Genomic DNA, 23,955 nt, shown 5'->3' on the forward strand with positions numbered 1-23,955 from the left:
CCGCCCGTGCGACGCTGGCTGCGGACGCGCGCCGTCGAGCGGCGCGCACGGACGAGGAGGACCCAGTGAGCCAGCGGACCCCGAGCCGGTGGGAGCAGATCGTCGCGGCCAACCCGGACCACTCGGCGTGGTACGTCGAACGGTTCCGCGCGATGGCAGCGCGAGGCGACGACCTGCACGGCGAGTCGCGCCTCGTCGACGCGATGGTGCCGCGCGGCTCGCGCATCCTCGACGCAGGCTCCGGCCCCGGGCGCGTCGGCGGCGAGCTGGCACGTCGCGGGCATACGGTCGTCGGCGTCGACGTCGACCCGGTGCTCATCGAGGCGGCGCGGGCGGACCACCCGGACGCGACCTGGGTCGTCGACGACATCTGCGAGATGGACCTCACGGCGCACGGGATCGACGAGGGGTTCGACGTCGTCGTCTCGGCGGGCAACGTCATGACGTTCCTCGCGGAGGGCACGCACGCGGCCGCGCTCGAGCGGATGAGGGCGCACCTGCGCCCGCGCGGACGCGTCGTCGTCGGCTTCGGGGCTGGGCGGGGCTACGAGGTGCGTGAGTTGCTCGGGGACGCGCGCACGGCCGGTCTCGTGCCGGACCTCATGCTCGCGACGTGGGACCTGCGCCCCTACGAGTCGGACAGCGACTTCGTCGTCGCGGTGCTGCGCGCCGACTGAGGTCCCGTCGTCCCGCGGAGCACGAGCGACGTGGGCATCCGGACGTGCGTCGAGTCGAGGGCGCGGCCGCCGATGAGGTCGACGAGGAGGTTGACGGCCGTCGCGCCCATCTGCTGGATGGGTTGGCGGATCGTCGTCAGCGGCGGGTTGCTGCGCGCTGCCTCGGGGATGTCGTCGAAGCCGATGACGGACAGGTCGCCCGGGATGTCGAGGCCCAGGTCCCGCGCGACCTCCATCGCGGCGAGCGCCGAGAGGTCGTTGGCCGCGAAGATCGCGGTCGGACGGTCGGCAAGCGTGAGCAGCTCGCGGGCGGGGCCGCGCGACGTCTCGAGCCGGTAGTCGCCGGAGCGCACGAGCGAGGGGTCGACGGCGATGCCCGCAGCGGTGAGCGCCTGGCGGTAGCCCTCCTCGCGGAGGCGGGAGGACTCGAGGTCGTCGCGACCGCTGAGGAAGGCGATGCGTCGGTGGCCGAGGCTGATGAGGTGCTCGGTCGCGGTCGCGGCGCCCGCGAGGTTGTCCGAGTCGACGGTCGGGATGCCGCCGGGGCCCGTGTGGGGGTCGATCGCGACGACCGGGATCGCCGCGTCCGCGTCGAGGACGGTCGGGGTGACGAGGATCGCGCCGTCGATGAGCGTGCCGCTCAGGCGGCTGAGATAGCGCTGCTCCCAGCCGACGCCGCCGCTGTGCTGCCCTCCCGTGTAGGCGAGCAGCTCGTAGCCGGTGCCGGCGAGGACGCTCGAGGCGCCCTTGAGGATCTCGGTGCTGAAGGGCTCGAACTCGGCGACGAGGATGCCGATCACGTTGGTCTTGTGCGATCGCAGGCTGCGCGCGACGAGGCTCGACTCGTACCCGAGGTCTTCGATGACCTCCTTGACGCGCGCGGTCGTGCTCTGGGCGACGCCGTACCTGCTGTTGATCACCTTCGAGACGGTCGCGACCGAGACGCCTGCCGTCCGGGCGACGTCGGTGATCGTGACCCGCTGTGCCATGGGGCGACAGTACCGTATGTAAAACGTTATCGATAACGATTGACGGGATCATTCCGGACGTGCAAGTCTCGTGTCGACGCCCGCGGCCAACGATGGTCGGAGCGGCGATCAGTGCAACTCGACGGAGAGGACGAACTGATGCGTGCACACAAGCTCTTGGGCGCAACGGCCGCGGTCGCCGCGCTCGCGCTCGGGCTCACTGCCTGCGGAGGCAGCGACAACCCGGACAGCACGACCGGCGGAGGCGGAAGCGGTGGCGGCGACGTCACGCTGACCTTCTGGCACAACTCGACCACCGGTCCCGGCAAGGAGTACTGGGACAAGATGGCCGCCGACTTCACGGCAGCCAACCCCGGCATCAAGGTCGAGGTCCAGGCGATCCAGAACGAGGACATGGACGGCAAGCTCCAGACCGCCCTCAACTCAGGCGACGCACCCGACGTCTTCATGGCGCGCGGTGGTGGCAAGCTCGCCGACATCGTCGAGGCCGGCCAGGTCCTCGACATCACCGGCCTGATCGACGAGAGCGTCAAGACCGGCGTCGGCCCGGCGTTCGACGCGTTCACCGTCGACGGCAAGGTCTACGGCATGCCGACGGCGATCCTGCCGGGTGGCATGTACTACAGCAAGGACCTGTTCGAGCAGGCCGGCATCTCTGCGACCCCCACGAACTTCACCGAGCTCGCGGCCGCAGACGAGAAGCTCAAGGCGATCGACGTCGCCCCGATCGCGCTCGGCGGCAAGGCTGCATGGCCAGCGGCGCACTGGTACTACTTCTTCGCGCTGCGCTCTTGCTCCAAGGACGTCATGGACAAGCTCCCGGCCACGAAGGACTTCAGCGACCCGTGCTGGCTCGCTGCTGCGACCGCACTGAACGACTTCGCCAAGACCCAGCCCTTCAACGAGGGCTTCCTCACCACCGAGGCGCAGGGCAGCGCCGGATCCTCGGCCGGCATGATCGCCAACCACCTCGCGGGCATGGAGCTCATGGGCGCGTGGAACCCCGGCGTCATCGCCGACCTGACCCCGGACAAGAAGCCGCTCGCGGACCTGGGCTGGTTCCCGTTCCCGGCGGTCGACGGCGGCAAGGGTGACCCGGCCGCCATGATGGGTGGCGTCGACGGCTACAGCTGCTCCGCCAAGGCTCCGGCCGAGGCCTGCGGCAAGTTCCTCAACTTCTTCATGTCGAAGGAGAACCAGGAGGCGTACGCCACCGCGTTCGTGACGCTCCCGGCCAACCAGGAGGCGCAGGGCGTCATCACCGACCCGGCTCTGAAGGACGTCCTCGCGTCCTACAACAAGGCGCCGTACGTCACCGTCTGGCTCGACACCCTGCTCGGCCAGAACGTCGGCAACGCGCTCAACGCGGGTGTCGTCGAGATGCTCGCGGGCAGCGGTTCGCCCGAAGGTGTCATCAAGTCCGTGACCGACGCGCTGGCCAAGGAGTAGTCAACAACCATGAGTGACACCTTGGGCGACAACACGCTCACCACGTCACCGCCCGAGGGTCGCTCGGCGGGCGGGGACGGTGCCCCCAAGGCACCGTCCCCGGCCCGCAGGCGCCGGGCCGGAGGTGCGGACTGGGCCAAGCGGCTGGAGATCGCTCTCCTCGCCGGCCCCGCCATCATCATGTTCCTGGCGTTCGTCATCTTCCCCGTGCTGATGGCGGCGTACTACGGGTTCTTCAAGTGGAAGGGCTTCGGCCCGCCCACAGACTTCGTGGGCCTGCAGAACTACCTGACGATCTTCCAGGACGCGAAGTTCCAGGACGCCCTGATGCACAACGGCTTCATCCTCGTGATGTCGCTCGTGATCCAGGGCCCGGCTGCGATCGCCCTCGCGCTGCTGCTCAACCAGCGCATGCGGGGCCGCTCCCTCGTCCGCGTCCTGATCTTCGTGCCGTACGTGATCTCCGAGGTCATCGTCGGCACGGGCTGGGGCCTGATGCTCAAGACGACGGGCGCGGTGAACCACTTCCTCGAACGGATCGGTCTGCCCGACTGGACGGTCGAGTGGCTCTCCGATCCCAAGGTCGCCATCTGGACACTGATGGTGATCATCTCCTGGAAGTACATCGGCTTCGCCGTGATCCTCTTCCTCGCGGGCCTGCAGTCGATCCCCGAGGAGCTGTACGAGGCCGCCGCGATCGACGGCGCGTCCTACTGGAAGATGCAGCGGAGCATCACCCTGCCGCTGCTCGGCCCGACGATCCGCATCTGGGCGTTCTTGTCGATCATCGGCTCGCTCCAGCTCTTCGACCTCGTCTTCATCATCTGGGGCCAGTACGTGGCCACGACCGCCGGCACCTCGACGATGGCGACCTACATGGTCGGCGAGGGGCGCCTGGCCGGGAACTACGGCTACGGCAACGCGGTCGCGGTCGTCCTGTTCGTCATCTCGCTCACGATCGCCTTGATCTACCAGCGCTTCGTGCTCCGTCGTGACACCGCCGGTGCGCTCACGGAAGGGAAGAAGTGATGTCCGCCAGCGTCACCACCGCGCCCCCGCTCCCCGCGAGCCGGCCCGCGCGCACGAAGAAGCAGAAGGGCGCGCGCCTGCACCGCAGCGGCCCCATGACCTACCTGATCGCGTTCCTCTTCGTGATGATCTGCATCGGACCGGTCTTCTACATCATCATCGGTGGCTTCCGGTCCAACTCGGAGATCACGACCGACCCGTCGGGCTTCCCCACGAAGTGGCACTGGGAGAACTACTCCAGCGTCCTCGAGAACGAGATCTTCTGGCGGCAGATGGGCAACTCGACGATCTCCGCGGTGGCCACCACGATCGGCGTCGTGATCCTCGGCGTCATGGCGAGCTACGTCATCGCCCGCTACAAGTTCCGGGGCAACACGGCGATGTACTCGCTGTTCGCGGCAGGCCTCATGTTCCCGATGACGGTCGCGATCACCCCGCTGTACATCCTCGTGCGCAGCCTCGGCCTGATGGACACCCTCGCGGGCATCATCCTGCCGCAGATCGCGTTCGCGCTCCCGACGACGATCATCATCCTGGTGCCGTTCCTCCGGGCGATCCCCAACGAGCTCGAGGAGGCCGCGGCGATCGACGGGGCAGGGCGGCTCGGGTTCTTCTTCCGGATGGTCGTCCCGCTGTCGCTGCCGGGCGTGGTCACGGTCGGCATCCTCGCGTTCGTCGCCGCGTGGAACAGCTACATGCTGCCGCTGTTCATCCTCAGCAACGAGATGTCGTACACGCTCCCGCTCGGGGTGCAGTCGTTCGCGTCGCAGTACGCCGTCGACACGGCGCGCGTGCTCGCGTTCACCTCGCTGTCGATGATCCCTGCGCTCATCTTCTTCTCCCTCTTCGAGCGCCGGATCGTCGGCGGGCTCACGGGAGCCGTGAAGGGCTGACCGGATCGTGATCGTCGTCGCGCCCGGCCGGGGGGGCGGGCGCGACGGCCAGCAGTCTCCTGCTCCTCTGCGCGTAAGGAAGTACCACCAGTGTTCGACGTCGTCCCTGCCGTCCCGGCACCCGGCTCCGCCGACCAGGACATTCCCATGCCCACCGTGTCCGACAGGGTCGCCGCCCTCGCGGCGCAGATGACCCTCGACGAGAAGCTGGCCCAGCTCGTGGGCTACTGGCTCGACCAGAACGGCACCGTCGCCCCGATGCAGTCCGAGATGACGGCGGGCCAGGCGGACCGGGGGCTCCTGCCGGAGATCACCAAGCACGGCCTGGGCCACTACACCCGCGTGTACGGCACCCGCCCGGTCGACCCGGTCGAACGGGCACGCTGGCTGTGGGACGAGCAGCGTCGGCTGCGCCGCGAGACGCGGCTCGGCATCCCGGCGATCGTCCACGAGGAGTGCCTGACCGGGCTCGCCGCGTGGCAGGCGGCGACCTACCCGACGCCGCTCGCGTGGGGGGCGTCGTTCGACGCCGAGCTCGTCGAGGAGATGGCGACCCAGATCGGCGGGTCGATGCGGGCGCTGGGTATCCACCAGGGCCTCGCGCCCGTCCTCGACGTGATCCGCGACCCGCGCTGGGGCCGGGTCGACGAGTGCATCGGCGAGGACCCGTACCTCGTCGGCGTCGTCGGCACCGCGTTCGTCAAGGGGCTCGAGTCGACGGGCGTCATCGCGACGCTCAAGCACTTCGTCGGGTACTCGGCGTCGGAGGCGGGCCGCAACCACGGACCGGTGAGCATGGGACCGCGCGAGATCGCGGACGTGTACCTGCCGCCGTTCGAGATGGCGGTGCGCGACGGCGGAGCGCGCGCGGTCATGAACTCGTACTCGACGATCGACGGCATCCCCGTCGCGGCCGACGGCAAGCTGCTCACGGAGCTGCTGCGCGACCGCTGGGGCTTCGACGGCACGGTCGTCGCGGACTACTTCGCGGTCGCGTTCCTCGAGGTCATGCAGAAGGTCGCGGAGGACCGCGGCGAGGCCGCCGCGCTCGCGCTCGAGGCCGGCATCGACGTCGAGCTGCCGACCGGTGACGCCTACCTCGAGCCGCTCGCCGAGCGCGTGCGCACGGGGCAGCTCGACGAGCGCTTCGTCGACCGCGCGCTCCTGCGCGTCCTCGCGCAGAAGGAAGACCTCGGCTTGCTCGAGCCGGACGCGTTCGAGGACGAGCCGCCCACCTCGGTCGATCTCGACCCGGCGGAGCACCGCGCGCTCGCGCGCAGGCTCGCGGTGGAGTCGCTCGTGCTCCTCACGAACGACGGCACCCTCCCGCTGCGGTCCGCCCCCGCGCGGATCGCGGTCGTCGGCCCCAACGCCGACCGGTCGGCGGCGCTCATGGGCTGCTACTCGTTCGTCAACCACGTGCTCGCGCACCACCCGGGCACGCCTGACGGGATCGAGCTGTCGACCGTCGCCGACGCGCTCGCGGAGGCGTTCCCGCAGGCCGACGTCGTGCGTGCGGAGGGCTGCCCGGTCGAGGGTGACGACCGCTCGGGCTTCGCCGCCGCCCGCGACGCGGTGCAGGGAGCCGACGTGGCGGTCGTCGTCGTCGGTGACCAGGCCGGCCTGTTCGGCCGAGGCACGGTCGGCGAGGGCAACGACGCGCAGTCGCTCGCCCTCCCGGGCGTGCAGCGTGAGCTCGTCGAGGACCTCGTCGCGACGGGCACGCCCGTCGTCCTCGTGGTCATCACAGGCCGCCCCTACGAGCTCGGCTGGGCGCTCGACGGCGAGGGCCCGCGCCCTGCCGCGGTGCTGCAGGCCTTCTTCCCCGGGGAGGAGGGCGGCCGCGCGGTCGCCGACGTCCTCACGGGAGCGGCCACCCCGTCCGGGCGCCTGCCCGTGTCCCTGCCGCGCACCGCAGGGGCGCAGCCGTACCGCTACCTGCAGCCCGTGCTCGGCGGGCCGTCCGACGTGACGTCGACGGACCCGACGCCTGTGCGTCCGTTCGGGTTCGGCCTGTCCTACACGACGTTCACGACGACGGACCTCGAGGTCGACGCCGAGGCACCGACCGACGGCGTCATCACCGTGGGCGTCACGGTCGAGAACACCGGCGACGTCGCGGGTGCGACGGTCGTCCAGCTCTACGGGCACGACGTCGTGGCGTCCTTGCCGCGCCCGGTCGCGCAGCTCCTCGCGTTCGCGCGCGTCGAGCTCGCGGCGGGGGAGCGCAGCCGGGTGACGATGCGCGTGCCCGCCGCCCGCTTCGCGTTCACGGGCCGCGACATGCGTCGCGGCGTCGAGCCGGGGACCGTCGAGGTGTGGGTCGCCGACCACGCCGGGGCGTCCGCGCCGAAGGCGCTCGAGGACACGACGGGCGGCGCGATCGTCTCGTCCGCCGTCAACCACAAGCACGAGGTGCCGGGCTCCGCGACCGAGCGCGCGACGGTCCGTCTGACGGGCTCGTTCCACGAGCTCACCGCCGCCGACGCCCGCATCGTCGATGTCGAGGTGACCCGATGACGGTCGTCCACAACCCTGTCCTGCCGGGCTGCTACCCGGACCCGTCGATCTGCCGCGTCGGCGAGGACTTCTACCTGGTCACGTCGACGTTCGAGTACCTGCCCGGCCTGCCGATCATGCGCAGCCGCGACCTGGTGCGCTGGGAGCAGGTCGGCGCCGCCGTGACCGACCAGATCGACTACTCGGACGTGCCGTCGTCGGGCGCGCTGTATGCGCCGACGATCCGACACCACGACGGCGTGTTCTACGTCGTGTGCACGTTCGTCGACCCGACCGACGACGCACGCGGAGGGAACTTCCTCGTCACCGCGACCGACCCGGCCGGGCCGTGGTCCGACCCGGTGTGGCTCGACGTGGGCGGCATCGACCCGTCGATCTTCTTCGACGACGACGGCCGCGTCTGGATGCACGGCACGCGCCTCGTCGAGAAGGACCCGGAGTGGTTCCACCAGACGGAGGTCTGGATCCGTGAGTACTCGCTGACCGAGCAGAAGCTCGTCGGGCCCGAGCACGTCGTGTGGAACGGCGCCGTGAAGGGCGTGGTGTGGGCCGAGGGCCCGCACCTGTACAAGAAGGACGGCACGTACTACCTCGTGGCTGCCGAGGGCGGCACCGAGTTCCACCACGCCGTCTCCGTCGCGCGCGCGGAGAGCGTCACAGGTCCGTACACGGGCAACAAGGGCAACCCGATCCTCACGCACCGGCACCTCGGGCGCGGGAGCGAGCTCGTCGGCGTCGGCCACGCCGACCTCGTCGAGGCGGTGGACGGGTCCTGGTGGGCCGTGTGCCTCGGTATGCGTACGTACGGCGGCTACCACTACAACCTCGGCCGCGAGTGCTTCCTCGTGCCCGTCGTGTGGGAGGACGGCTGGCCCGTCCTCGCGCCCGGGCTGGGCCGCGTCCCTGACGAGGTCGAGGTGCCGTTCGCGCAGGACGGCCCACTCGGCGTCGTGCAGGGAACGACGTCGGGTGTGGTCGCCCCGGGCGATCCGCGCTGGTGCGCGGTCCGCGCCCTGCCGCAGGACGTCGCGGCGCCCGACGGCGACCGCTGGACCCTGCCCGTGCGGCCGGAGCCGTTGACCGGCACGGGGGTGCCCGCGTTCCTCGGCGTGCGCCAGCAGCACCGCGACGTCGACATCACCGTCCAGGTCCGCGCCGAGCTCCCTGACGGGGAGGAGGTCGGGATCGCCGTGCGGCAGTCGGAGAACGACCACGTCCGGCTCGGCCTCACGCGTCGCGCCGTCGGCCCGTGGATCGCGACCGTCATGCACCGTCGCCAGGGGAGCGACGAGGTGCTCGGCAGCGTGGACGTCGACCTGGTCGACGGCGCCGGGGTGGGTCTCCGCCTGCGCGCGCGTGGGCAGGACTATGCGTTCGAGGTGACGCGGCCCGGGGCCGACGGCGAGGCGGCGACGCTGCCTGTCGCGGTCGCGGACGGCCGGACCCTCGACTCCGTGGCCACGGGGGGCTTCCTCGGGCTGTGGGTGGGTGTCTACGCGACGTCGGAGGGACGGGCGACGCAGTCGCAGGCGACGGTCGGCCCGCTGACGTACGAACCGCGGTAGACGCCCGTCGTCGCGCCGACCCTCCTCCGCGGCGAGACGGAACGAGGCGAGGCTCCGGTTGCCGAGGGGGCGGCCGGAACCTCGCCTCACTGGTGCTTCAGGCGGGAGTCAGCTTGTCACGGCGACGCTTGAGTCCGTCTCTCGTTGGCTCGTCTGCTGGTGATGTCGCTGAGGACGTAGCTGACGACAAATGCGACTGTGCCGCTCATGAGCGCAACCGCGCGCTGCTCGATCCCCGAAATGGTGAGCGCCAGGATCGCGACCATCCCGATGATCACCTGGACCAGGACAAGGGTGCGTTGCCCTCGCCGACGTGCAGCGGCGAGGCCTAGAGCCAGAAGGACCCCAACCATCGCGGCGGTTGGCACAGTCATTTGCAGTAGCCTCCCGCCTCGCGGCCCGAGTATGGCTGCCAGACGTTCGCCACATGCCCGTAGTACACGAACTTGAGGCACTTGCCTGCTCCGTAGACAAGACCATCGCCGCGTGGGTCTGCGACATCGCAGCAGCGCTCATCGGCGCAGCGGGGCTCGCAGTGATCGTCTTCCACCTCCTGAGCCTGGACCCAGAGTCCGACGCCAACATCGGCCTGTCCCTGACACGTCTGGCCGTCTCACTCGGAACCCTTGGTGTGGCTGGCCTGCTCGGGCACCGCGGGCAACAGCACCACCTTGAAGCCAGGGCAGCGAAGAGGACCGACCTTGCACTGCGTCAGGTTCTGCCTTTCACCGCCAACCTTGACGAGGACGATCGACGCGCAATCGTGCGCGAGTTCACCGATCGCGTCTTCATCCGAGGTGACATCGACACCCCGAAGACACCCCGGACGCTCCCTTCGCTTCGCCGACCAACCCAAGCCCAGGCCCAGGCCGACACGACCGAAGCACCCTCCGAGTAGACCACTGCCGACCCTCAGAGCCGTCTATCCCGGCATTGCCAAACCATCAGCTAGCGGCGCCGGGCGCGACAGACGACTTGGTCACGTCGAGGAACATCCCCCAGAAACGACCGTTTTCGGCCGCGTCTCGGGTGCCCCTGGCCTGTTGTGTGACTTCCAGCGGAAGATGACGGTCTCCTGCCGGTGCTAGGTGGCGGTCCAGGGCTGGGCGTTTCGTCTGGGAGCTGTGGTGATTCTTCGACAGCGCAGGGTCATGACCGCACCGCACGCGGACTGTCGCCCGCGACTTGGACCTGTGGCTGCTGAGGCCGACCTGGGCCCAATGCCGCGGAGCTGAGGGAGGCCGAGCCCGCTCGGAGCGGCCGTGTCGATCAGGTGAGTTGGAGGGTGGTCACACAGGTCGGGCTGCCCTCGGTCGTGCTGAACGGAACGCTGCCGCTCAGGTCGCCCTGGATGATCTCGATCGTGCCCTCGCCGTCTTCGGGAAGCCAGTAGCCGACGAACCCGTTGGAGTAGGTCGTGGCGCTTTCCTCGACGAGAACCGCACCGCCGGCGTCGGTGATCTTCACATCGACGGGCTCGTCGACCAGTTCGCCCTGGCAGGTGGCGAGGCTGTGGAAGAAGCACTCGTGCGTGGTTTCGATGTACGGCGCGATCGACAGGTAGAACTGGTTGTCGCCCAACGGGACAGCGACCTCCGTGGTGCCGTCGCCGACGAGCACCTCGTCCTCGCGCACGGATGCCGTGAAGTCGAGTGGCCGGCTCTCGGTGGAGGCGTCGAGCTGCGTGACGATCTCCTGACCGGTCAAGCCGTCGAGACCGAGGCCGGCGAGTACGTCATCGTCCGACGTCGTGGCGGAGCAGCCGGCGAGCAGAGCGACGCTGGTGACGACGACGGTGGCGAGGTGGAACCGAGAGCGCATATGGAGATCCTCGCTCACGATCGCGCGCAACTCCGTCGAGCGACGGCCCCGGACGATGAAGGTCCGATGAAGGGGGCGTCTGCTCAGGCAGCCGGTACCGCCGTCCGGGACGGCGGCCCGACATGCTTGGCCTCGTGAGCTGCGGCTGTCGAAGCCTCCGGGCTCAGGTCGAGACGTCGTAGGAGCTGGGCGTTGGCGGCGACGACGACCGTGGACACGGACATCAGGATCGCGCCGATCTCCATCGGCAGGACCAACCCCACCGGCGCGAGGACACCGGCGGCGAGGGGCACCGCGGCGATGTTGTAGCCGGCGGCCCACCACAGGTTCTGCGTCATCTTCCGGTAGCCCTCACGGGACAGCTGGATGACGGACAGGACAGAGCGAGGATCGTCCGAGGCCAAAATGACCCCGGCCGAGGCGATGGCCACGTCGGTGCCCGCGCCGATCGCGACGCCGACGTCGGCCTGAGCGAGGGCGGGGGCGTCGTTCACGCCGTCGCCGACCATCGCCACGGTCTGCCCGGCACCCTGCAGGGAGGCGACCTTGCTGCTCTTGTCCTCGGGGCGGACGCCCGCGAACACCTGATCGATGCCGAGCTCGGCACCCACGGCCCTGGCGACCGGCTCGGCGTCGCCGGTGATCATCACGACGCGGATGCCGAGTGCGTGGAGGGCGTCGACCGCCTCGCGAGACTCCTGACGTACCTCGTCGGCGAGCCCGAGCGCTCCGGCCACCTGGCCGTCGACCACCACGTGCAGCACGATCTGCCCGCGATCGGACCAGGGCTGGGTCGCCGGTAGGGGAGCGAGCCCGTGCTCCGTCAGGAGGTTCGGCCCGCCGACGGCGACGCGGCGTCCCTCCACGGTGGCGGAGACGCCGACCGCCGTGGAGGCCCGGAAGTCCTCGGCGCGGGGAACGCTGAGCCCCCGGTGGTGTGCAGCGGCGGTGATCGCACGCGCGAGGGGGTGCTCGCTGTCGGCCTCCGCGGCGGCGGCGAGCGCGAGGAGCTCTTCGTCACCGATCCCGGTGGTGGCGATGTCGTGCAGGGCGGGCTCGCCCTTGGTGAGCGTCCCGGTCTTGTCGAACAGGACGGTGTCCACCACGCGCATCCGCTCGAGTGCGGCGCGGTCCTTGATCAGCACGCCGCCGCGGGCAGCGCGCTCGGTGGAGATCGACACCACCAGCGGGATGGCGAGCCCGAGGGCGTGCGGGCAGGCGATGACGAGGACCGTGATGGCGCGGATGATCGCGAAGTCCGGTGTGCCGACGGCGCTCCAGATCGCGACGGTGATGATGGCGGCGACCAGGGCGAACCAGAACAGCCACCCGGCGGCGCGGTCGGCCAGCAGCTGCGCACGCGTCGTGGACGACTGCGCCTGCGCGACCAGACGCTGGATCCCGGCCAGCACGGTCGAGTCACCGACGGCGTCGACCCTCACCCTCAGGGCGCTGTCGGTCGAGACCGTCCCCGCGACGACCTGGTCGCCGACGGTCCGACGTACGGGCCGCGACTCGCCCGTGATCATCGACTCGTCGACGTCGGCGGCGCCGTCGACGACCTGCCCGTCCGCCGGGACCCGAGCACCCGGGCGGACGACGACGACGTCTCCCAGGACGAGCGAGGACGGCGGCACCGCGACGACCGAGTCGCCGTCGACCTTCTCCGCCTCGTCGGGGAGGAGCGCCGCGAGGGAGTCGAGGGCGGAAGAGGTCTGCGCCAGCGACCGCATCTCCAGCCAGTGGCCGAGCAGCATGATCACGACAAGGAGGGCGAGCTCCCACCAGAACTCCAGCTCGTGCGAGAGCACGCCGAGGGTCGCCGCCCAGGAGGCGACGAACGCGACGGTGATCGCCATCCCGACGAGCACCATCATCCCGGGCTTGCGGCCCCGGAGCTCGGCGACGGCCCCCGTGAGGAAGGGCCGTCCACCCCACAGGTAGATGGCCGTGCCGAGGACCGGCGCGACCCAGGCGAGCCCCGGGACGTCAGGGAGGCTGTACCCGAGCAGGTCGGCGAACATCCCGCTGAGCAGCACCGCCGGCACGGCCAGCGCGAGATTGATCCAGAACAGGCGCCGGAACAGCGCCACGTGGTCACCGTGATTTCCGCCGTGCGCACCGTGCCCGCCGTGGCGGTCTTGAGCGCGCAGATCCGTCTCGCCGGCCGTCCGATCATCCCGATGGCCGGCACGGTTGTGACGGCCGCCGTGCATGTCGTGGCTCTGGTGCGCGTCGCTCATAGCTCTTCTCCTCGACCCGTGCTTCGCATCGAATATACCCCCCGGTGGTATGGCGAGGAACTGCGCACGCGCGGCGGGTATTCCCGTCGTCGCACCGCTCGACGACGGATGGGTCAGATCAGGGGGCCGGGCACGAGCGGAGCGCGGTGCCCTCGACGCCCGGTACGGGGCGTGCCTCCGCCTCGGCCGCCGTCGTCGCGATGCCGTTGCGCTCGATGTCCTCGATGAGCCAGTCCATCTCGGCAATCTCCCGCTGCTGGGCTTCGATGATCTCGACGGCGAGCCTGCACACCCGGACGTCGTCGATCTGCGCCCGCTCCGAGCGGGTGATCGCCAGGGAGTGGTGGGGGATCATCGCGCGCATGAACGCGGTGTCGCCGACCGTGGCCTGACTGCGGTCGAGCACGACGCCGCCGACGAGGAGCAGCACGCTGACGGCGACGACCGCGATGTTCGCCTTGGCGTTCTTGTACATGTTCAGCATCCAGGCAAGCATGATCAGGCCCATGGTGCCGCCCATGGTGACCGCCATGAAGACGCGGCTCTGGCTGAACCGGACGTGGTCGAGCTCCCACGAGCCGACGAACATCACGAAGTACATGGCCACCATGGCGGTGAGGATCATGGCGGCGAACCGCAGGTACATGCCCTTCATCTGATGGCTTTGCCCACCGCTGTGGTGCTCACCCCGGCGGCTGGCGTCGTCACCGTCGTTGTCCTCCTTCTTCGACTCGCCATCGTGCTCGCTGTGCATAGACATCGCTGCGCCTCCTCGTCTTGCTGCTACGTGCTGGGGTGCCGGGCGGGCTCACGCGGTGCTGCGGGCGCGCTGCCCGTCGGCACCGCGCGACCACGCTCAGCGGATGGCCGCGAGGAGCTCGGCGCAGGCGGCCTCGCAGTCCCGGCACGCCTCGGCGCAGACGCGGCAGTGCTCGTGCATGCCCGCGTGCTGCTCGCACTCATCACCACACGCCCGGCAGGCGGCGATGCAGGCCTCGAGGTGGGCCCGGGTGATGTTGGTGTCGTAACTGGTGTGGCGGGACAGGATCCGCGCCGTGGCCGCGCAGCTGTCGGCGCAGTCGAGGTTGGACCGGATGCACTTGCGCAGGTCCGCGACCATCTCCTCGCTCAGGCACGCGTCCGCGCACGCGGTGCACGCCTGCGAGCAGGCGACGAGGGTCTCAATGACGCGGGCCAGCAACTGTCGGTCGAGGTTGATGGTTGCGGGGTAGGTCTCGAGCATCTCCGTGGTCTTCACGTCGTTCCTCCTCGGTCGAGATGCGGTGCGTTGATCGCGCGCCGCGGGGACCTTTTCGACGCTAAGGAGGCGCCTGCGTGCTCGCGTGGCGAGAGGGCGCGGGTGGCCATGAAGGTTCGATGAAGATGCGCACTGCTCGGGACGACGAGTCGTGCGCACGGCGGGCAGGGCAGCACCTGGGCCTCGTGCTGACGACTACGCCGAAGGGCCCCCGGACACCGCGTCGGACCGCTGGATGACGTTGCTGGCCAGCCCACCCGGCAGTTCCGTAGCGCCCGGGCCACCGGAGCGCAGCCAGTCCGCGAGCTCGGCGGTTGCCTCGTCCCCGGCGAGGTGCTCGAACCACACCGGCCGTGCGCCGGCACCGCGGCTGGCACGGGTCGGACGAGCGACCACGGCGTCGCCGCATTCGCACAAGTCGAGGCACTCGACCGTCGTGAGGCGTGCGACGCCGGATTCGGCGAGGCGCTGCAGCCGCTGCAGCTGGCCACCCGCCTCTGTGTCACTCTCGCCCAGTGTTTCCCCGGCGCAGAGACTGCACGCAGTTAGACCGGGCAGGTCCTTCCAGATCGGACTGGAGTTCGCCATCAGGCGACGATACTTCCGCCCCGATTCCTTCGCCGCAGGGTCGGTGGCAGACGCACACGACAGGAGGCCACCCTCTCATGCGGGTGGCCTCCTGCCGGTCGTGCTCGGTGCTCAGAGGGACCGCAGCAGGTTCTCCATCTCGGTGATCTCTGTGTTCTGGTCGTCCCTGATCGTCCGGGCGAGCGCCAGGGCGTCGGAGTCTGCGCCCTCGCCGATCTGAGTTTGGGCCATCTCGATGGCTCCGCGGTGGTGGGCGACCATGAGCTCGAGGAACTTCCGGTCGAACTCGACCCCCTCGAGGCCGGCCAGGGTGGTCATCGCCTCCTCCTGGTCCATGCCGTCCATGTCCATCCCGCCGTGGTCCATGCCGCCGTGCTCAGCGCCAGCGGGCAGCTCCTCGTCCCACGTCTGCAGCCAGCCGGACATGAGCTCGATCTCCGGGCCCTGCGCTGCAGCGATTCGCTCTGCGAGGGTGCGCACCTCCTCGGTGGAGGCGCGCTCGACCGCGAGCTCGGCCATCTCGAGCGCTCCCTGGTGGTGGACGATCATCATCTGCGTGAACTCGACGTCCGCGGCGTTGTGCTCGGTCGTCTCCTCGGCTTCCTCGCTGCTCGAGGACTCGGGCGCCGCGGGCGGTTCCGCGGTCGGCTCCTCGCCTGTGGAGCAGGCGGCAAGGGTGGCTGTCAGGGCCAGGATTGCTGTGGTCGCGGCGAGGCGCCGGCGCGTCGCGCTCATCAAGGGGTGGTTCCTTCCCAGGATCGGTGTACTCGGTATCGGTCAGGCTGAGGTGCTGGTCGCGCAGCAGGTGTCCGCGCCCTGAGCGCCCTCGCCGCAGCAGCTGTCGCTGACCGTGGCGGCCGTGCTCGGGGTCGTGGTGGTCGCAGTGGTGGTGTCCTGGCAGCAGCCCATCGGGCTCTCCTTCGTTGTGTCGGTGACGCGCGTCAGGTCGGACGGTGATGGTTATAGGCGGGCGGTCACCTCCTTGAGCAGGTCGGCGGGGGCGAGCCACATGGACGGGTAGTTGCCGTGCCATAGCTGGTTGCCCTCGGCGTCGATCAGGACGAACCCGTGCCCCGGGAGTCCTTCGTGCATGCCCTTGCCGAGGGTGTCGTAGGCAGCGGAGACGGTGCCGTCGTCGAGCAGGAACGGTGCCTGGACGCCGAGGCGTTCGCGGTGGGCGTTGATCTGGTCGGCGGTGTTCATCACGATCGGCAGCACGGTGATGCCAGCTTCGGCGAACGCGGGGTCCTTCTCGATCTCGGCCATCTGCAGCAGGCAGGAGTCGCACCCGGCGCCCTCGTTGAAGTACAGGACGACCGGCTCGCCGCGGAAGTCCGCCAGCGAGACGCTCGAGCCGTCCGAGGCCGGCAGGGTGAAGTCCGGCGCGACCCGGACATCGGTCGATGTGGTGGGCTGGGAGGTGATCAGCGCGATCGCGACGATGACCCCGATGATCAGCGCGGCCGCGCCCCAAGCGGCCCAGCTCAGGCGCTGGCGGCGCCGTGCAGCACCGGCCTGGGCCTGCTGGATCTCCGTGAGGACCTGCTGGCGTTCGGCGAGGCGGCGGGTGGCGGTTCCGGAGGTCATCGGGTCACTTCTTCCGTGGTCGGGGCGGCGTGGCAGGACGGGACAGACGCGGCTGGGCCGTCGCTCGGCCCTGCAGCTGCCGTGGCGGTGGCCGGGGCGGTGCTCTTCGGTCGAGCCAGGCGGCGCCGGTCGGCGAGGGTCGCCCAGATGAACGCTGCCGCGACTGCGAGCAACGCCAACCCCTGCACGGGCTCGGGCACCGGAGACAGGAACTCCTGGACCGCGGCGAACACGTCGGTCAGGGTGCGGCTGGCAGCGTCCTGGAACGCCGAGCCGCCGGTCATGTCCGTGCTGCCGGCCAGGGCGATGACGAACACGCCCATCACCGCGAACCCGACCGCGACGGCGATGTTCAGGGTGTTGGTGACCAGGGTGCGGCCCGCGACGCACAGCCGGACGGTTCTTGCCTGGAACAGCTTGCGCTCACCGAGGCGCGCCTTGTCCCAGACGAGGGCCATGACGAACAGCGGAAAGACCATGCCGAACACGTACGCCAGCCCCAGGGCCAGCCCCCCGATGGGAGACCCGGAGAGGACCGACAGAGTCATCACCCCGGCCAGGACCGGTGCGCAGCACGAGGACGCGATCCCGGAGAACACCCCGAGGGAGAAGAAGCTCGCGGTGTCACCACGGGTGGTGTCCGGGGCGCGCAGGAAGGAGGGCAAGGACCACATCCGACCCGACAGGGCCAGGCCCGCCAGGGCGATCATCAGCAGGCCACCTGCCCAGTACAACGTGGCGTGGTACTGGGCGATCGCGCCGGCGAGCAGGCTCATCCCCAGCGTGATCGGCACCAGCACCACCGCCAGGCCCGCCGCGAAGACGAAGGTCAGCGGCAGCAGCCGCCACCTGGCGTTCTTGACCGCACCGGCGAGGTAGGACGGCGCCAGGAAGACGATGCAGCACGGGGCGAACAGGGCCACCCCGCCGGCGAAGAACGCCGCCAGGATGCTCCCGGTCGTCAGCAGCTCGCTGCCCATCTCAGGCCCCGACCGCTGGGACACGCCGGCTGTGCAGGGCCTTGGTGAGCTTCTTGCGCGGCAGGCGCCCGGCGGAGAAGAACTCCCCGTCCACCAGCACCAACGGGTTCATCGCCGGGCGGTGCTCGGCGACCAGGGCCCGGCCCTCGTCCGTCTGGATGCCGACGCTGCGGACCACCAGCGGGAAGTCGCCGGCCAGGGCCGCCAGGGCCTCCTCGGCGTCATGGCAGAAGTGGCACGCCGGGGCGTGGACGACGGTGACGACGACCGGTGGGTCGGCGGGCTCGGTGGTGGACACGGGTTTCTCCTGCGGGAGGTCGCGGATCGGGACGTGTAAAGCGTCGACGCGTCGCACCGAAGGACCGGTCGCCCTTGGATCAAGGTTCGATGAAGGTCCCCGGCCGGCGTCCGGCCATAGCCCACAATGGCCAGGTGACCCCCATCCCAGACACCACGACCACAGCGCGGCGCGCGGTCGTCGTCGATGACGAGCAGGCCCTGGCCCGGCTCGTGGCCGGCTACCTCGGACGGGACGGGTTCGAGGTCAGCGTGACCCATGACGGCGCGCAGGCCGTCGAGGTGCTGCGCGAGGTCGATCCCGACGTCGTCGTGCTGGACCTGGGCCTTCCCGGACTGGATGGGATCGAGGTGTGCCGTCAGCTGCGCACGTTCTCCGACTGCTACGTGATCATGCTGACCGCCCGCGCCGAGGAGGTCGACACCCTCATCGGCCTGTCGGTCGGTGCTGACGACTACATGACCAAGCCCTTCAGTCCGCGCGAGCTCATGGCCCGCGTCGCAGTCCTGCTCCGCCGGCCGCGTCGACCCGCTACCGCGGTCGCAGCGGCGGCGCGCCCCGCTGTGGAGGTCGGTGCGCTACGGCTCGACGTCGACGCCCGCGAGGTGCACCTCGAAGGCCGCTTGGTGCCGTTGACCCGCACCGAGTTCGACGTCCTCGCCGCACTCGCCTCTGGCCCCGGACGGGTGTTCAGCCGCCGGGCTCTGATCGAGGAGGTCTGGGGGGCGAACTGGGTCGGTGACGAGCACCTCGTCGACGTCCACGTGCTGCACGTGCGCCAGAAGCTGGGCGACAGCGCTGACCGCCAACAGTTCGTGCGCACGGTTCGAGGTGTCGGGTACCGGATCGGCACCGGGGAGTGAAGGCGATCCCGACGGCATCGCGGTGGGGCCTTGCCGGTCGCCTGCTCACCGCGCTCGTCATCGTGCTCGCGACCGCTGCCCTGACAGCGTGGCTGGTCGCCTCCTCCGTGGGTCCAAGCCTTTTCCACGAGCACATGGTGCGCGCCGGCCTGGAAGACCACGACGACGCCGTCCTGCACGCCGAGCGGGCCTTCCGCGACGCAAGCGCCGTCTCCCTGGCCCTGGCCCTGGGCGCCGCCACCGTTGCCTCCGCCGCCGTGAGTCTCGTGCTCGCGCGCCGTATCGGTCGGTCCCTCGCGGCCGTGGCCACCGCTGCGGCCCGCCTGGGCGCCGGTCGGTACGAGTCCCGCGTCCCAGCTGCAGGCCTGGGCGCGGAGTTCGACGACCTCGCCGAGTCGTTCAACGCCATGGCCGCCCGGTTGCAGGAGGCCGAGCGGCTGCGGGCCCGGCTCCTGGCCGACGTCGCGCACGAGGTCCGCACCCCCGTCGCGACCATCGCCGGATACCTCGAGGCCGTGGAGGACGGTCTGCAGCCGATGGACGAGCCCACGATGGCCGTGCTGCGCGACCAGGCCTCGCGCCTGACCCGGCTGGCGCGCGACCTCGCCGCGGTGACCCACGCCGAGGCCGGTGACCTAGCCCTGACACTCGAACCGCTGACCCCCGACGAGCTGCTCGTTGCGACCGCCGGCACATGGAGAGAGCGCGCGACCGCCGCCGGGGTCGACCTGCGGGTCCAGGTCGACCCCGAGCTCGGACACGTCCGTGTGGACCGCCAGCGCATGGGCCAGGTCCTGGACAACCTGGTCGCCAACGCACTGCGTCACACCCCGGCCGGGGGCACGATCACCCTCCGCGCGACCGACGATCACCAGCGGGTGGCGCTGCACGTGGCCGACACCGGTGCCGGCATCGCGGCGGAGCACCTGCCGCACCTGTTCGAGCGCTTCTACCGTGCCGACACCGCGCGGGACCGCGCCCACGGGGGTTCCGGCATCGGCCTGGCGATCTGCAAGGCGCTCACCGAGGCCCACGGCGGCACCATCACCGCGACGAGCGACGGCCCAGGGGCCGGCGCATCATTCACCGTCACGCTTCCGGTGCCGCCCGCCTGAGCTCAGCGGCCTCCCGGCGCCGCGCTGTGCGACGGCGACGTCATAGGCGCGTCCGTGACGTCGTGCGCGCCATGGTGGTCGTGCCCGGTGTGGCCGCGGCGGTGCATCCACACCATCATGGCGATCATCATCAGCGGGCACGCGAGCGCAGCCGCCAGCGGCAACGCCGCGCCAGGCCGCACACCAGCCGCCAGCGCCACGACCAGCACCGCCGCCGCAGCGACGACCATTCCCTTGAGGTGGCTCTTCATCGCAGTCCTTCCGATCGCGCCGGCACAGGTCCGGCGAGCTCGGCGCGAAGCCTGCGGTAGGTGTCCACATCGATCTGCCCGGCCGCCAGCCGGGCGTCGAGCACGGTCACCGCGTCCGGCTGGGGTGCCGCGGGAAATAGTCGCGTCACCGCCCACACGGCCATGCCCAGTACCGCCAGGCTCGACGCGAGGACCAGCCACCCGCCGACTCCCAGATCCACGCACCACGGCATCGGTCCGCTCCCTCTCGCGCCGGGCGCCGACGGCGCCCACCGCCCCAGGCTGGCCCGGACACCCCCAAGACGCGGTCGAGGTCCGATGAAGGCTCGATGAAAGAGACTCGTCGGGACGCAGACCCACTGGGGCAGTCGATGCCAGGCTGCTCGGGGCGCCGCGACTAGCGGCTCAACCTCAGGCTCCATCGTCGCAGTCGCCGCCATCGCGCCTTGCGCACGTGTGCCGATGGGGGTCCACGCATCCCGGCGTGGTCGCTTGGCACGATCTCGCCGTAGTTTCGGTTACGGGCATGCGATCTGGGCTGACGCCTGTGACCGAGTGTTCAGTGCGCGCTGTATAGTTCAGTCCATGCTGACTATTGCTTCGCGTCTCGACGTGATGAACCGCCTGGGTCGTGCACTGGCCGACCCCACTCGATCCCGGATGATCTTGACCCTGCTCGACCATCCCGCTTACCCGGCGGAACTGGCCCGAGATCTGGACCTGACACGCCCGAACGTGTCCAACCACCTGGCATGCCTGCGCGATTGCGGGATCGTCGTCTCCGAGCCCGAGGGTCGTCGGACACGATATGAGATCGCCGATTCGCACCTGGCGCAGGCGCTGACGGCACTGGTCGATGCCACGCTGGCAGTGGACGAAGACGCCCCGTGCATCGATCCCGCCTGCTCGCTTCCGGGATGCGACGCAGCTGGGGAGGGCGCATGATCCTCACCTCGGTCTTGCAGGCGATGGGCCTGTTCGCAGCGACCAACATCGACGACATCATCGTGCTCTCCCTCTTCTTCGCGCGAGGGGCAGGCCAGCGCGGCACTACCGCCCGCATTCTGGCCGGCCAGTACCTCGGATTCGCCGGCATCCTCGGTGCCGCGGTCCTGGTGACCATCGGTGCCGGAGCATTCCTGCCCTCGGCAGCCATCCCGTACTTCGGTCTCATCCCTCTGGGCCTCGGCCTCTGGGCCGCATGGCAGGCCTGGCGCGGAGACGATGACGACGAGGCCAAGGTTGCCGGCAAGAAGGTCGGCGTGTGGACAGTCGCAGGCGTCACCCTTGCCAACGGCGGCGACAACATCGGCGTCTACACCCCTGTCTTCCTCAGCGTGGAACCTCTCGTAGCAGTCGCCCACTGCATCGTCTTCCTCGCGCTCGTCGCGGTCCTGGTGGCCCTGGCAAAGTTCGTCGCCACCCGCCCCCCGATCGCCGAAGTGCTCGAACGCTGGGAGCACATCCTCTTCCCCATCGTTCTCATCGGCCTCGGCATCGTGATCCTCGTCAGCGGCGGAGCCTTCGGACTCTGACGTAGCGGCAGCGATCCAAACGGCCCCGACCGGGCGCACCCCTCTCGGTTCAGACCGCGACACCTACCTGCAAGCCGGTCCTGCCTGATCGCGGCAACAAGACCGCCACGGAGCGCTGCAAAAACCGGCTCTTCACAGTTGAGCGTGTAGCCGGGGTCTGAAGCCTCCAGATTCCAGGAGGCTGCGAGCGATGTAGTTGGTGAGGTTGCGAAAGCCGAGGGCGGTGCCGCGCAGGTGCTCAAGTCGGCCGTTGATCGCCTCGGTGGGCCCGTTGCTGGTGCCGGGCCGCTCTACCAGGCCCGCGCCGGTGAGCAGCGTGCGCCGAGACTGGTAGAGCGGGTCGCCCTTCATGCCCCGTCGCCCGAAGATGTCCTGCTGGACGCGACGGCGGCAGTTCTCCAGCGCCTCGCCCGCCAGGCGCACCACGTGAAACGGGTTCATGACCGCCGCAGCGTCGGGGAGCTCTTCGACGGTGGCGCTCTTGAAGCCGATGAAGCCGTCCATCGCGACCGCCTCGATGTGCTCCTGCCAGGGGGCGGGGCGAGCGGCGAGCCACCGTTTGAACACGGCCTTGGAGCGACCTTCGACCATGTCCAGCAACCGGGCGGGTCCGGTCTTCTCGCGTACGGGGGTCAGGTCGATGATGACGGTGACGTACTTGTCCCCGCCACGAGCGTGGCGCCACACATGCTCGTCGACGCCGAGCACCTTGACGCCCTCGAACCGGGTGGGGTTGTTGATGAGCAGCTGGAAGCCTGCGGCAAGGACGGCGTCGTTGGCGGTGTTCCATGCGACCCCGAGCCCTTCGGCGACCCGGGCGATGCTCAGGTGCTGGACGACGAGGGCTACCAACGCCCAGTGCACCGCGCTGCGGGAGAGCTTGGCTCGGGGCTCTGCGGCGCGCGAGGTGTCCTGAGTCCACACACGCCCGCACGGCCTGCAGCCGAAGCGGCGGGCACGCACGAGCAAGGTCGTGGGTCGCCATCCCAGCGGTTCGTGAGCGAGCCGGCGCGCGACGGTTCCTCGAGCGGCTCCTTGAGCACCGCACTGGTGGCAGAACGCGTCCTCACCAGGCGGGGAGACGCGGCACTCCAGGACGGCCCGGTCGGGCTCGAGACGCTGCCCGGTGGCGAAGAGTCCCAGGGCGTCCAGGCGTGTGAAGGTCGTCAGGTCCGGGGTGGTGAAGGTAGCGTCAGGCACGTCGAGGTCTTCCAGATGGGCAGTGTGAGAACTTCCATCTTCGGGGGGCCTCGACCTCTACCCGCCGACCGCCGCGCGGAGGGAAGCTACACGCTCAACTGTGAAGAGCCGGATTTCACTCGCTCGATCCAGGCGACCGCCGCGAAGCACCAGCGCATCCGGCTCCACACCCCCAAGCACAACGGGAAAGTCGAGCGCTACAACCGCACCCTGGCCGAAGAGATCCTCTACGCCCGCGAATGGACCTCAGAAGCCCAACGCGCCGACGCGATGACCGTCTGGAACATCCACTACAACTACCATCGAGCCCACACTGCGGCTGGCGACCAGCCCCCCGCTTCACGCCTCCGAGCGAGTGTCACCAACGTCATGACACGGAACAGCTAGGCGGGCGCGGAGCCGGTCCGGGTTGGCTGCGACGTGGTCTCGGCGATGGGACGGGAGCTCGAGAGGATCTCGGTGTGGAGCGGATGACGGGAATCGAACCCGCGCTATCAGCTTGGGAAGCTGAAGTTCTACCATTGAACTACATCCGCGTGACCCGCTCGTTCGACCGGGTGCACAGACGATCATACCCGGTCTGCCCGCCTGTGTCTGATACGCCGCTGACATGGGCGTCCGCGACGCGCTACGTTGTCTCCGCGCGCCCGCACAGGAGGCGCACGCCCGGGCCGCACGTCGTGGCCGCGGCGCCACGAACGAGACGAGGTGGACATGTCCGAGCACACGCCCAACCCTGAGCAGCAGCAGCCCTACCAGCAGCAGCCGTATCAGCAGCAGCCGTACCAGCAGTACCCCCAGCAGCCCTACCAGCAGCCCTACTCCGACCCGAACGCGAAGTCGCGGATCGTCGCCGGCCTGCTCGGCATCTTCCTCGGCAGCATCGGCATCCACCGGTTCTACCTGGGCTACACGAAGATCGGCGTCATCCAGATCATCGCGAGCGTCCTGACCTTCGGTCTCGCGGGCATCTGGGGCTTCGTCGAGGGCATCCTCTACCTGGTCTCGAAGGAAGGCACGTACTCCGTCGACGCCGAGGGTCGCCCGCTCACGAGCTGACCCCGCGCACGCACGTACAGAGGCGCCCGTCCCCT

Annotated in this window: 26 protein-coding genes, 1 tRNA gene and 1 pseudogene; 13 read left to right on the forward strand and 15 right to left on the reverse strand. The window is 69.9% G+C overall.

Annotation, left to right across the window (positions count from 1 at the left end; translation table 11 throughout):
• The first annotated feature begins 65 nt into the window (after positions 1 to 65).
• Complete coding sequence (locus HF995_RS12730) at positions 66 to 677, forward strand: class I SAM-dependent methyltransferase (protein ID WP_350308899.1); 612 nt, start codon at positions 66 to 68, stop codon at positions 675 to 677.
• Here the strand turns inward: HF995_RS12730 and HF995_RS12735 are convergent.
• Positions 629 to 1,666 (reverse strand): LacI family DNA-binding transcriptional regulator, encoded by a 1,038-nt coding sequence (locus tag HF995_RS12735; protein ID WP_168448202.1) that lies wholly within the window; start codon positions 1,664 to 1,666, stop codon positions 629 to 631. The genes HF995_RS12730 and HF995_RS12735 overlap by 49 nt on opposite strands.
• A gap of 138 nt (positions 1,667 to 1,804) precedes the next feature.
• Here HF995_RS12735 and HF995_RS12740 point away from each other — a divergent pair, with 138 nt between their 5' ends.
• From HF995_RS12740 to HF995_RS12760, 5 genes are all read left to right on the forward strand, one after another.
• Positions 1,805 to 3,115, forward strand: coding sequence for an extracellular solute-binding protein (locus HF995_RS12740; protein WP_168448203.1), 1,311 nt, complete (start codon positions 1,805 to 1,807; stop codon positions 3,113 to 3,115).
• Positions 3,116 to 3,124: 9 nt separating this feature from the next.
• Positions 3,125 to 4,144 carry a carbohydrate ABC transporter permease gene (locus HF995_RS12745; protein ID WP_168448204.1) on the forward strand — a complete coding sequence of 340 codons (1,020 nt, stop codon included), beginning with the start codon at positions 3,125 to 3,127 and terminating at the stop codon, positions 4,142 to 4,144.
• Positions 4,144 to 5,037: a carbohydrate ABC transporter permease gene (locus tag HF995_RS12750; protein ID WP_168448205.1), complete on the forward strand. Its 894-nt coding sequence runs from the start codon at positions 4,144 to 4,146 to the stop codon at positions 5,035 to 5,037. The genes HF995_RS12745 and HF995_RS12750 overlap by 1 nt, the downstream gene beginning before the upstream one ends.
• 147 nt (positions 5,038 to 5,184) lie before the next feature.
• The gene (locus tag HF995_RS12755; protein ID WP_168448206.1) at positions 5,185 to 7,557 is read left to right on the forward strand and encodes a beta-xylosidase/alpha-l-arabinosidase; all 2,373 of its coding nucleotides are present in this window, start codon (positions 5,185 to 5,187) and stop codon (positions 7,555 to 7,557) included.
• Complete coding sequence (locus HF995_RS12760; RefSeq protein ID WP_168448207.1) at positions 7,554 to 9,122, forward strand: glycoside hydrolase family 43 protein; 1,569 nt, start codon at positions 7,554 to 7,556, stop codon at positions 9,120 to 9,122. Before HF995_RS12755 ends, HF995_RS12760 begins: the two co-directional genes overlap by 4 nt.
• 116 nt (positions 9,123 to 9,238) lie before the next feature.
• On the opposite strand, the gene HF995_RS12765 is transcribed toward HF995_RS12760, so the two are convergent.
• Positions 9,239 to 9,400 (reverse strand): hypothetical protein, encoded by a 162-nt coding sequence (locus HF995_RS12765; RefSeq protein WP_168448208.1) that lies wholly within the window; start codon positions 9,398 to 9,400, stop codon positions 9,239 to 9,241.
• A gap of 149 nt (positions 9,401 to 9,549) precedes the next feature.
• On the opposite strand from HF995_RS12765, the gene HF995_RS12770 reads away from it, so the two are divergent.
• Positions 9,550 to 10,020 (forward strand): hypothetical protein, encoded by a 471-nt coding sequence (locus HF995_RS12770; RefSeq protein ID WP_168448209.1) that lies wholly within the window; start codon positions 9,550 to 9,552, stop codon positions 10,018 to 10,020.
• Positions 10,021 to 10,391: 371 nt separating this feature from the next.
• On the opposite strand, the gene HF995_RS12775 is transcribed toward HF995_RS12770, so the two are convergent.
• From HF995_RS12775 to HF995_RS12815, 9 genes are all read right to left on the reverse strand, one after another.
• Positions 10,392 to 10,961 carry a CueP family metal-binding protein gene (locus tag HF995_RS12775; protein WP_350308900.1) on the reverse strand — a complete coding sequence of 190 codons (570 nt, stop codon included), beginning with the start codon at positions 10,959 to 10,961 and terminating at the stop codon, positions 10,392 to 10,394.
• Positions 10,962 to 11,026: 65 nt separating this feature from the next.
• Positions 11,027 to 13,186, reverse strand: a complete 2,160-nt coding sequence (locus HF995_RS12780; protein ID WP_168448210.1) for a heavy metal translocating P-type ATPase — start codon at positions 13,184 to 13,186, stop codon at positions 11,027 to 11,029.
• A gap of 118 nt (positions 13,187 to 13,304) precedes the next feature.
• On the reverse strand, positions 13,305 to 13,946 hold the full coding sequence (locus HF995_RS12785; RefSeq protein WP_286189645.1) for a DUF305 domain-containing protein: 642 nt from the start codon (positions 13,944 to 13,946) through the stop codon (positions 13,305 to 13,307).
• Between the two features lie 96 nt (positions 13,947 to 14,042).
• A complete protein-coding gene (locus tag HF995_RS12790; protein WP_098457607.1) occupies positions 14,043 to 14,444 on the reverse strand; it encodes a four-helix bundle copper-binding protein in 402 nt (133 codons plus the stop codon).
• A 195-nt stretch (positions 14,445 to 14,639) separates the two neighbouring features.
• Positions 14,640 to 15,032, reverse strand: a complete 393-nt coding sequence (locus HF995_RS12795; RefSeq protein WP_286189646.1) for a hypothetical protein — start codon at positions 15,030 to 15,032, stop codon at positions 14,640 to 14,642.
• 111 nt (positions 15,033 to 15,143) lie between these two features.
• Positions 15,144 to 15,767 (reverse strand): DUF305 domain-containing protein, encoded by a 624-nt coding sequence (locus HF995_RS12800; protein ID WP_168448211.1) that lies wholly within the window; start codon positions 15,765 to 15,767, stop codon positions 15,144 to 15,146.
• A 225-nt stretch (positions 15,768 to 15,992) separates the two neighbouring features.
• Complete coding sequence (locus tag HF995_RS12805; RefSeq protein ID WP_168448212.1) at positions 15,993 to 16,619, reverse strand: redoxin domain-containing protein; 627 nt, start codon at positions 16,617 to 16,619, stop codon at positions 15,993 to 15,995.
• Positions 16,616 to 17,599 carry a cytochrome c biogenesis CcdA family protein gene (locus HF995_RS12810; protein WP_168448213.1) on the reverse strand — a complete coding sequence of 328 codons (984 nt, stop codon included), beginning with the start codon at positions 17,597 to 17,599 and terminating at the stop codon, positions 16,616 to 16,618. Before HF995_RS12810 ends, HF995_RS12805 begins: the two co-directional genes overlap by 4 nt.
• Before the next feature lies 1 nt (position 17,600).
• Positions 17,601 to 17,897, reverse strand: coding sequence for a glutaredoxin (locus HF995_RS12815; protein ID WP_098457611.1), 297 nt, complete (start codon positions 17,895 to 17,897; stop codon positions 17,601 to 17,603).
• 134 nt (positions 17,898 to 18,031) lie between these two features.
• On the opposite strand from HF995_RS12815, the gene HF995_RS12820 reads away from it, so the two are divergent.
• Both HF995_RS12820 and HF995_RS12825 read left to right on the forward strand, forming a co-directional pair.
• A complete protein-coding gene (locus tag HF995_RS12820) occupies positions 18,032 to 18,760 on the forward strand; it encodes a response regulator (RefSeq protein ID WP_350308901.1) in 729 nt (242 codons plus the stop codon).
• Complete coding sequence (locus HF995_RS12825; RefSeq protein ID WP_434060865.1) at positions 18,757 to 19,875, forward strand: sensor histidine kinase; 1,119 nt, start codon at positions 18,757 to 18,759, stop codon at positions 19,873 to 19,875. Before HF995_RS12820 ends, HF995_RS12825 begins: the two co-directional genes overlap by 4 nt.
• A gap of 2 nt (positions 19,876 to 19,877) precedes the next feature.
• Here HF995_RS12825 and HF995_RS12830 read toward each other — a convergent pair whose 3' ends face one another.
• On the reverse strand, positions 19,878 to 20,126 hold the full coding sequence (locus tag HF995_RS12830; RefSeq protein WP_168448215.1) for a hypothetical protein: 249 nt from the start codon (positions 20,124 to 20,126) through the stop codon (positions 19,878 to 19,880).
• Positions 20,123 to 20,347, reverse strand: coding sequence for a hypothetical protein (locus HF995_RS12835; RefSeq protein ID WP_245854652.1), 225 nt, complete (start codon positions 20,345 to 20,347; stop codon positions 20,123 to 20,125). The genes HF995_RS12830 and HF995_RS12835 overlap by 4 nt, the downstream gene beginning before the upstream one ends.
• A gap of 364 nt (positions 20,348 to 20,711) precedes the next feature.
• Between HF995_RS12835 and cmtR the strand changes: the two genes are divergently transcribed.
• Entirely contained in the window at positions 20,712 to 21,071 is a 360-nt protein-coding gene (cmtR, locus tag HF995_RS12840; RefSeq protein ID WP_168448216.1) for a Cd(II)/Pb(II)-sensing metalloregulatory transcriptional regulator CmtR, read from the forward strand.
• Positions 21,068 to 21,661, forward strand: a complete 594-nt coding sequence (locus tag HF995_RS12845) for a cadmium resistance transporter (RefSeq protein WP_168448217.1) — start codon at positions 21,068 to 21,070, stop codon at positions 21,659 to 21,661. The genes cmtR and HF995_RS12845 overlap by 4 nt, the downstream gene beginning before the upstream one ends.
• A 132-nt stretch (positions 21,662 to 21,793) precedes the next feature.
• Here HF995_RS12845 and HF995_RS12850 read toward each other — a convergent pair whose 3' ends face one another.
• Positions 21,794 to 22,861, reverse strand: a complete 1,068-nt coding sequence (locus HF995_RS12850; protein ID WP_168448218.1) for an ISL3 family transposase — start codon at positions 22,859 to 22,861, stop codon at positions 21,794 to 21,796.
• 96 nt (positions 22,862 to 22,957) lie between these two features.
• On the opposite strand from HF995_RS12850, the pseudogene HF995_RS12855 reads away from it, so the two are divergent.
• Positions 22,958 to 23,248, forward strand: a pseudogene (locus HF995_RS12855) (integrase core domain-containing protein); the annotation flags it as partial.
• A gap of 75 nt (positions 23,249 to 23,323) precedes the next feature.
• On the opposite strand, the gene HF995_RS12860 reads toward HF995_RS12855, so the two are convergent.
• Positions 23,324 to 23,397: transfer RNA gene (locus HF995_RS12860), tRNA-Gly, on the reverse strand.
• A gap of 178 nt (positions 23,398 to 23,575) precedes the next feature.
• On the opposite strand from HF995_RS12860, the gene HF995_RS12865 reads away from it, so the two are divergent.
• A complete protein-coding gene (locus HF995_RS12865; protein WP_168448219.1) occupies positions 23,576 to 23,920 on the forward strand; it encodes a TM2 domain-containing protein in 345 nt (114 codons plus the stop codon).
• Positions 23,921 to 23,955: the final 35 nt, after the last annotated feature.

Source organism: Sanguibacter hominis ATCC BAA-789 (genome assembly GCF_012396185.1).
GTDB classification, from domain to species: Bacteria; Actinomycetota; Actinomycetes; order Actinomycetales; family Cellulomonadaceae; genus Flavimobilis; species Flavimobilis hominis.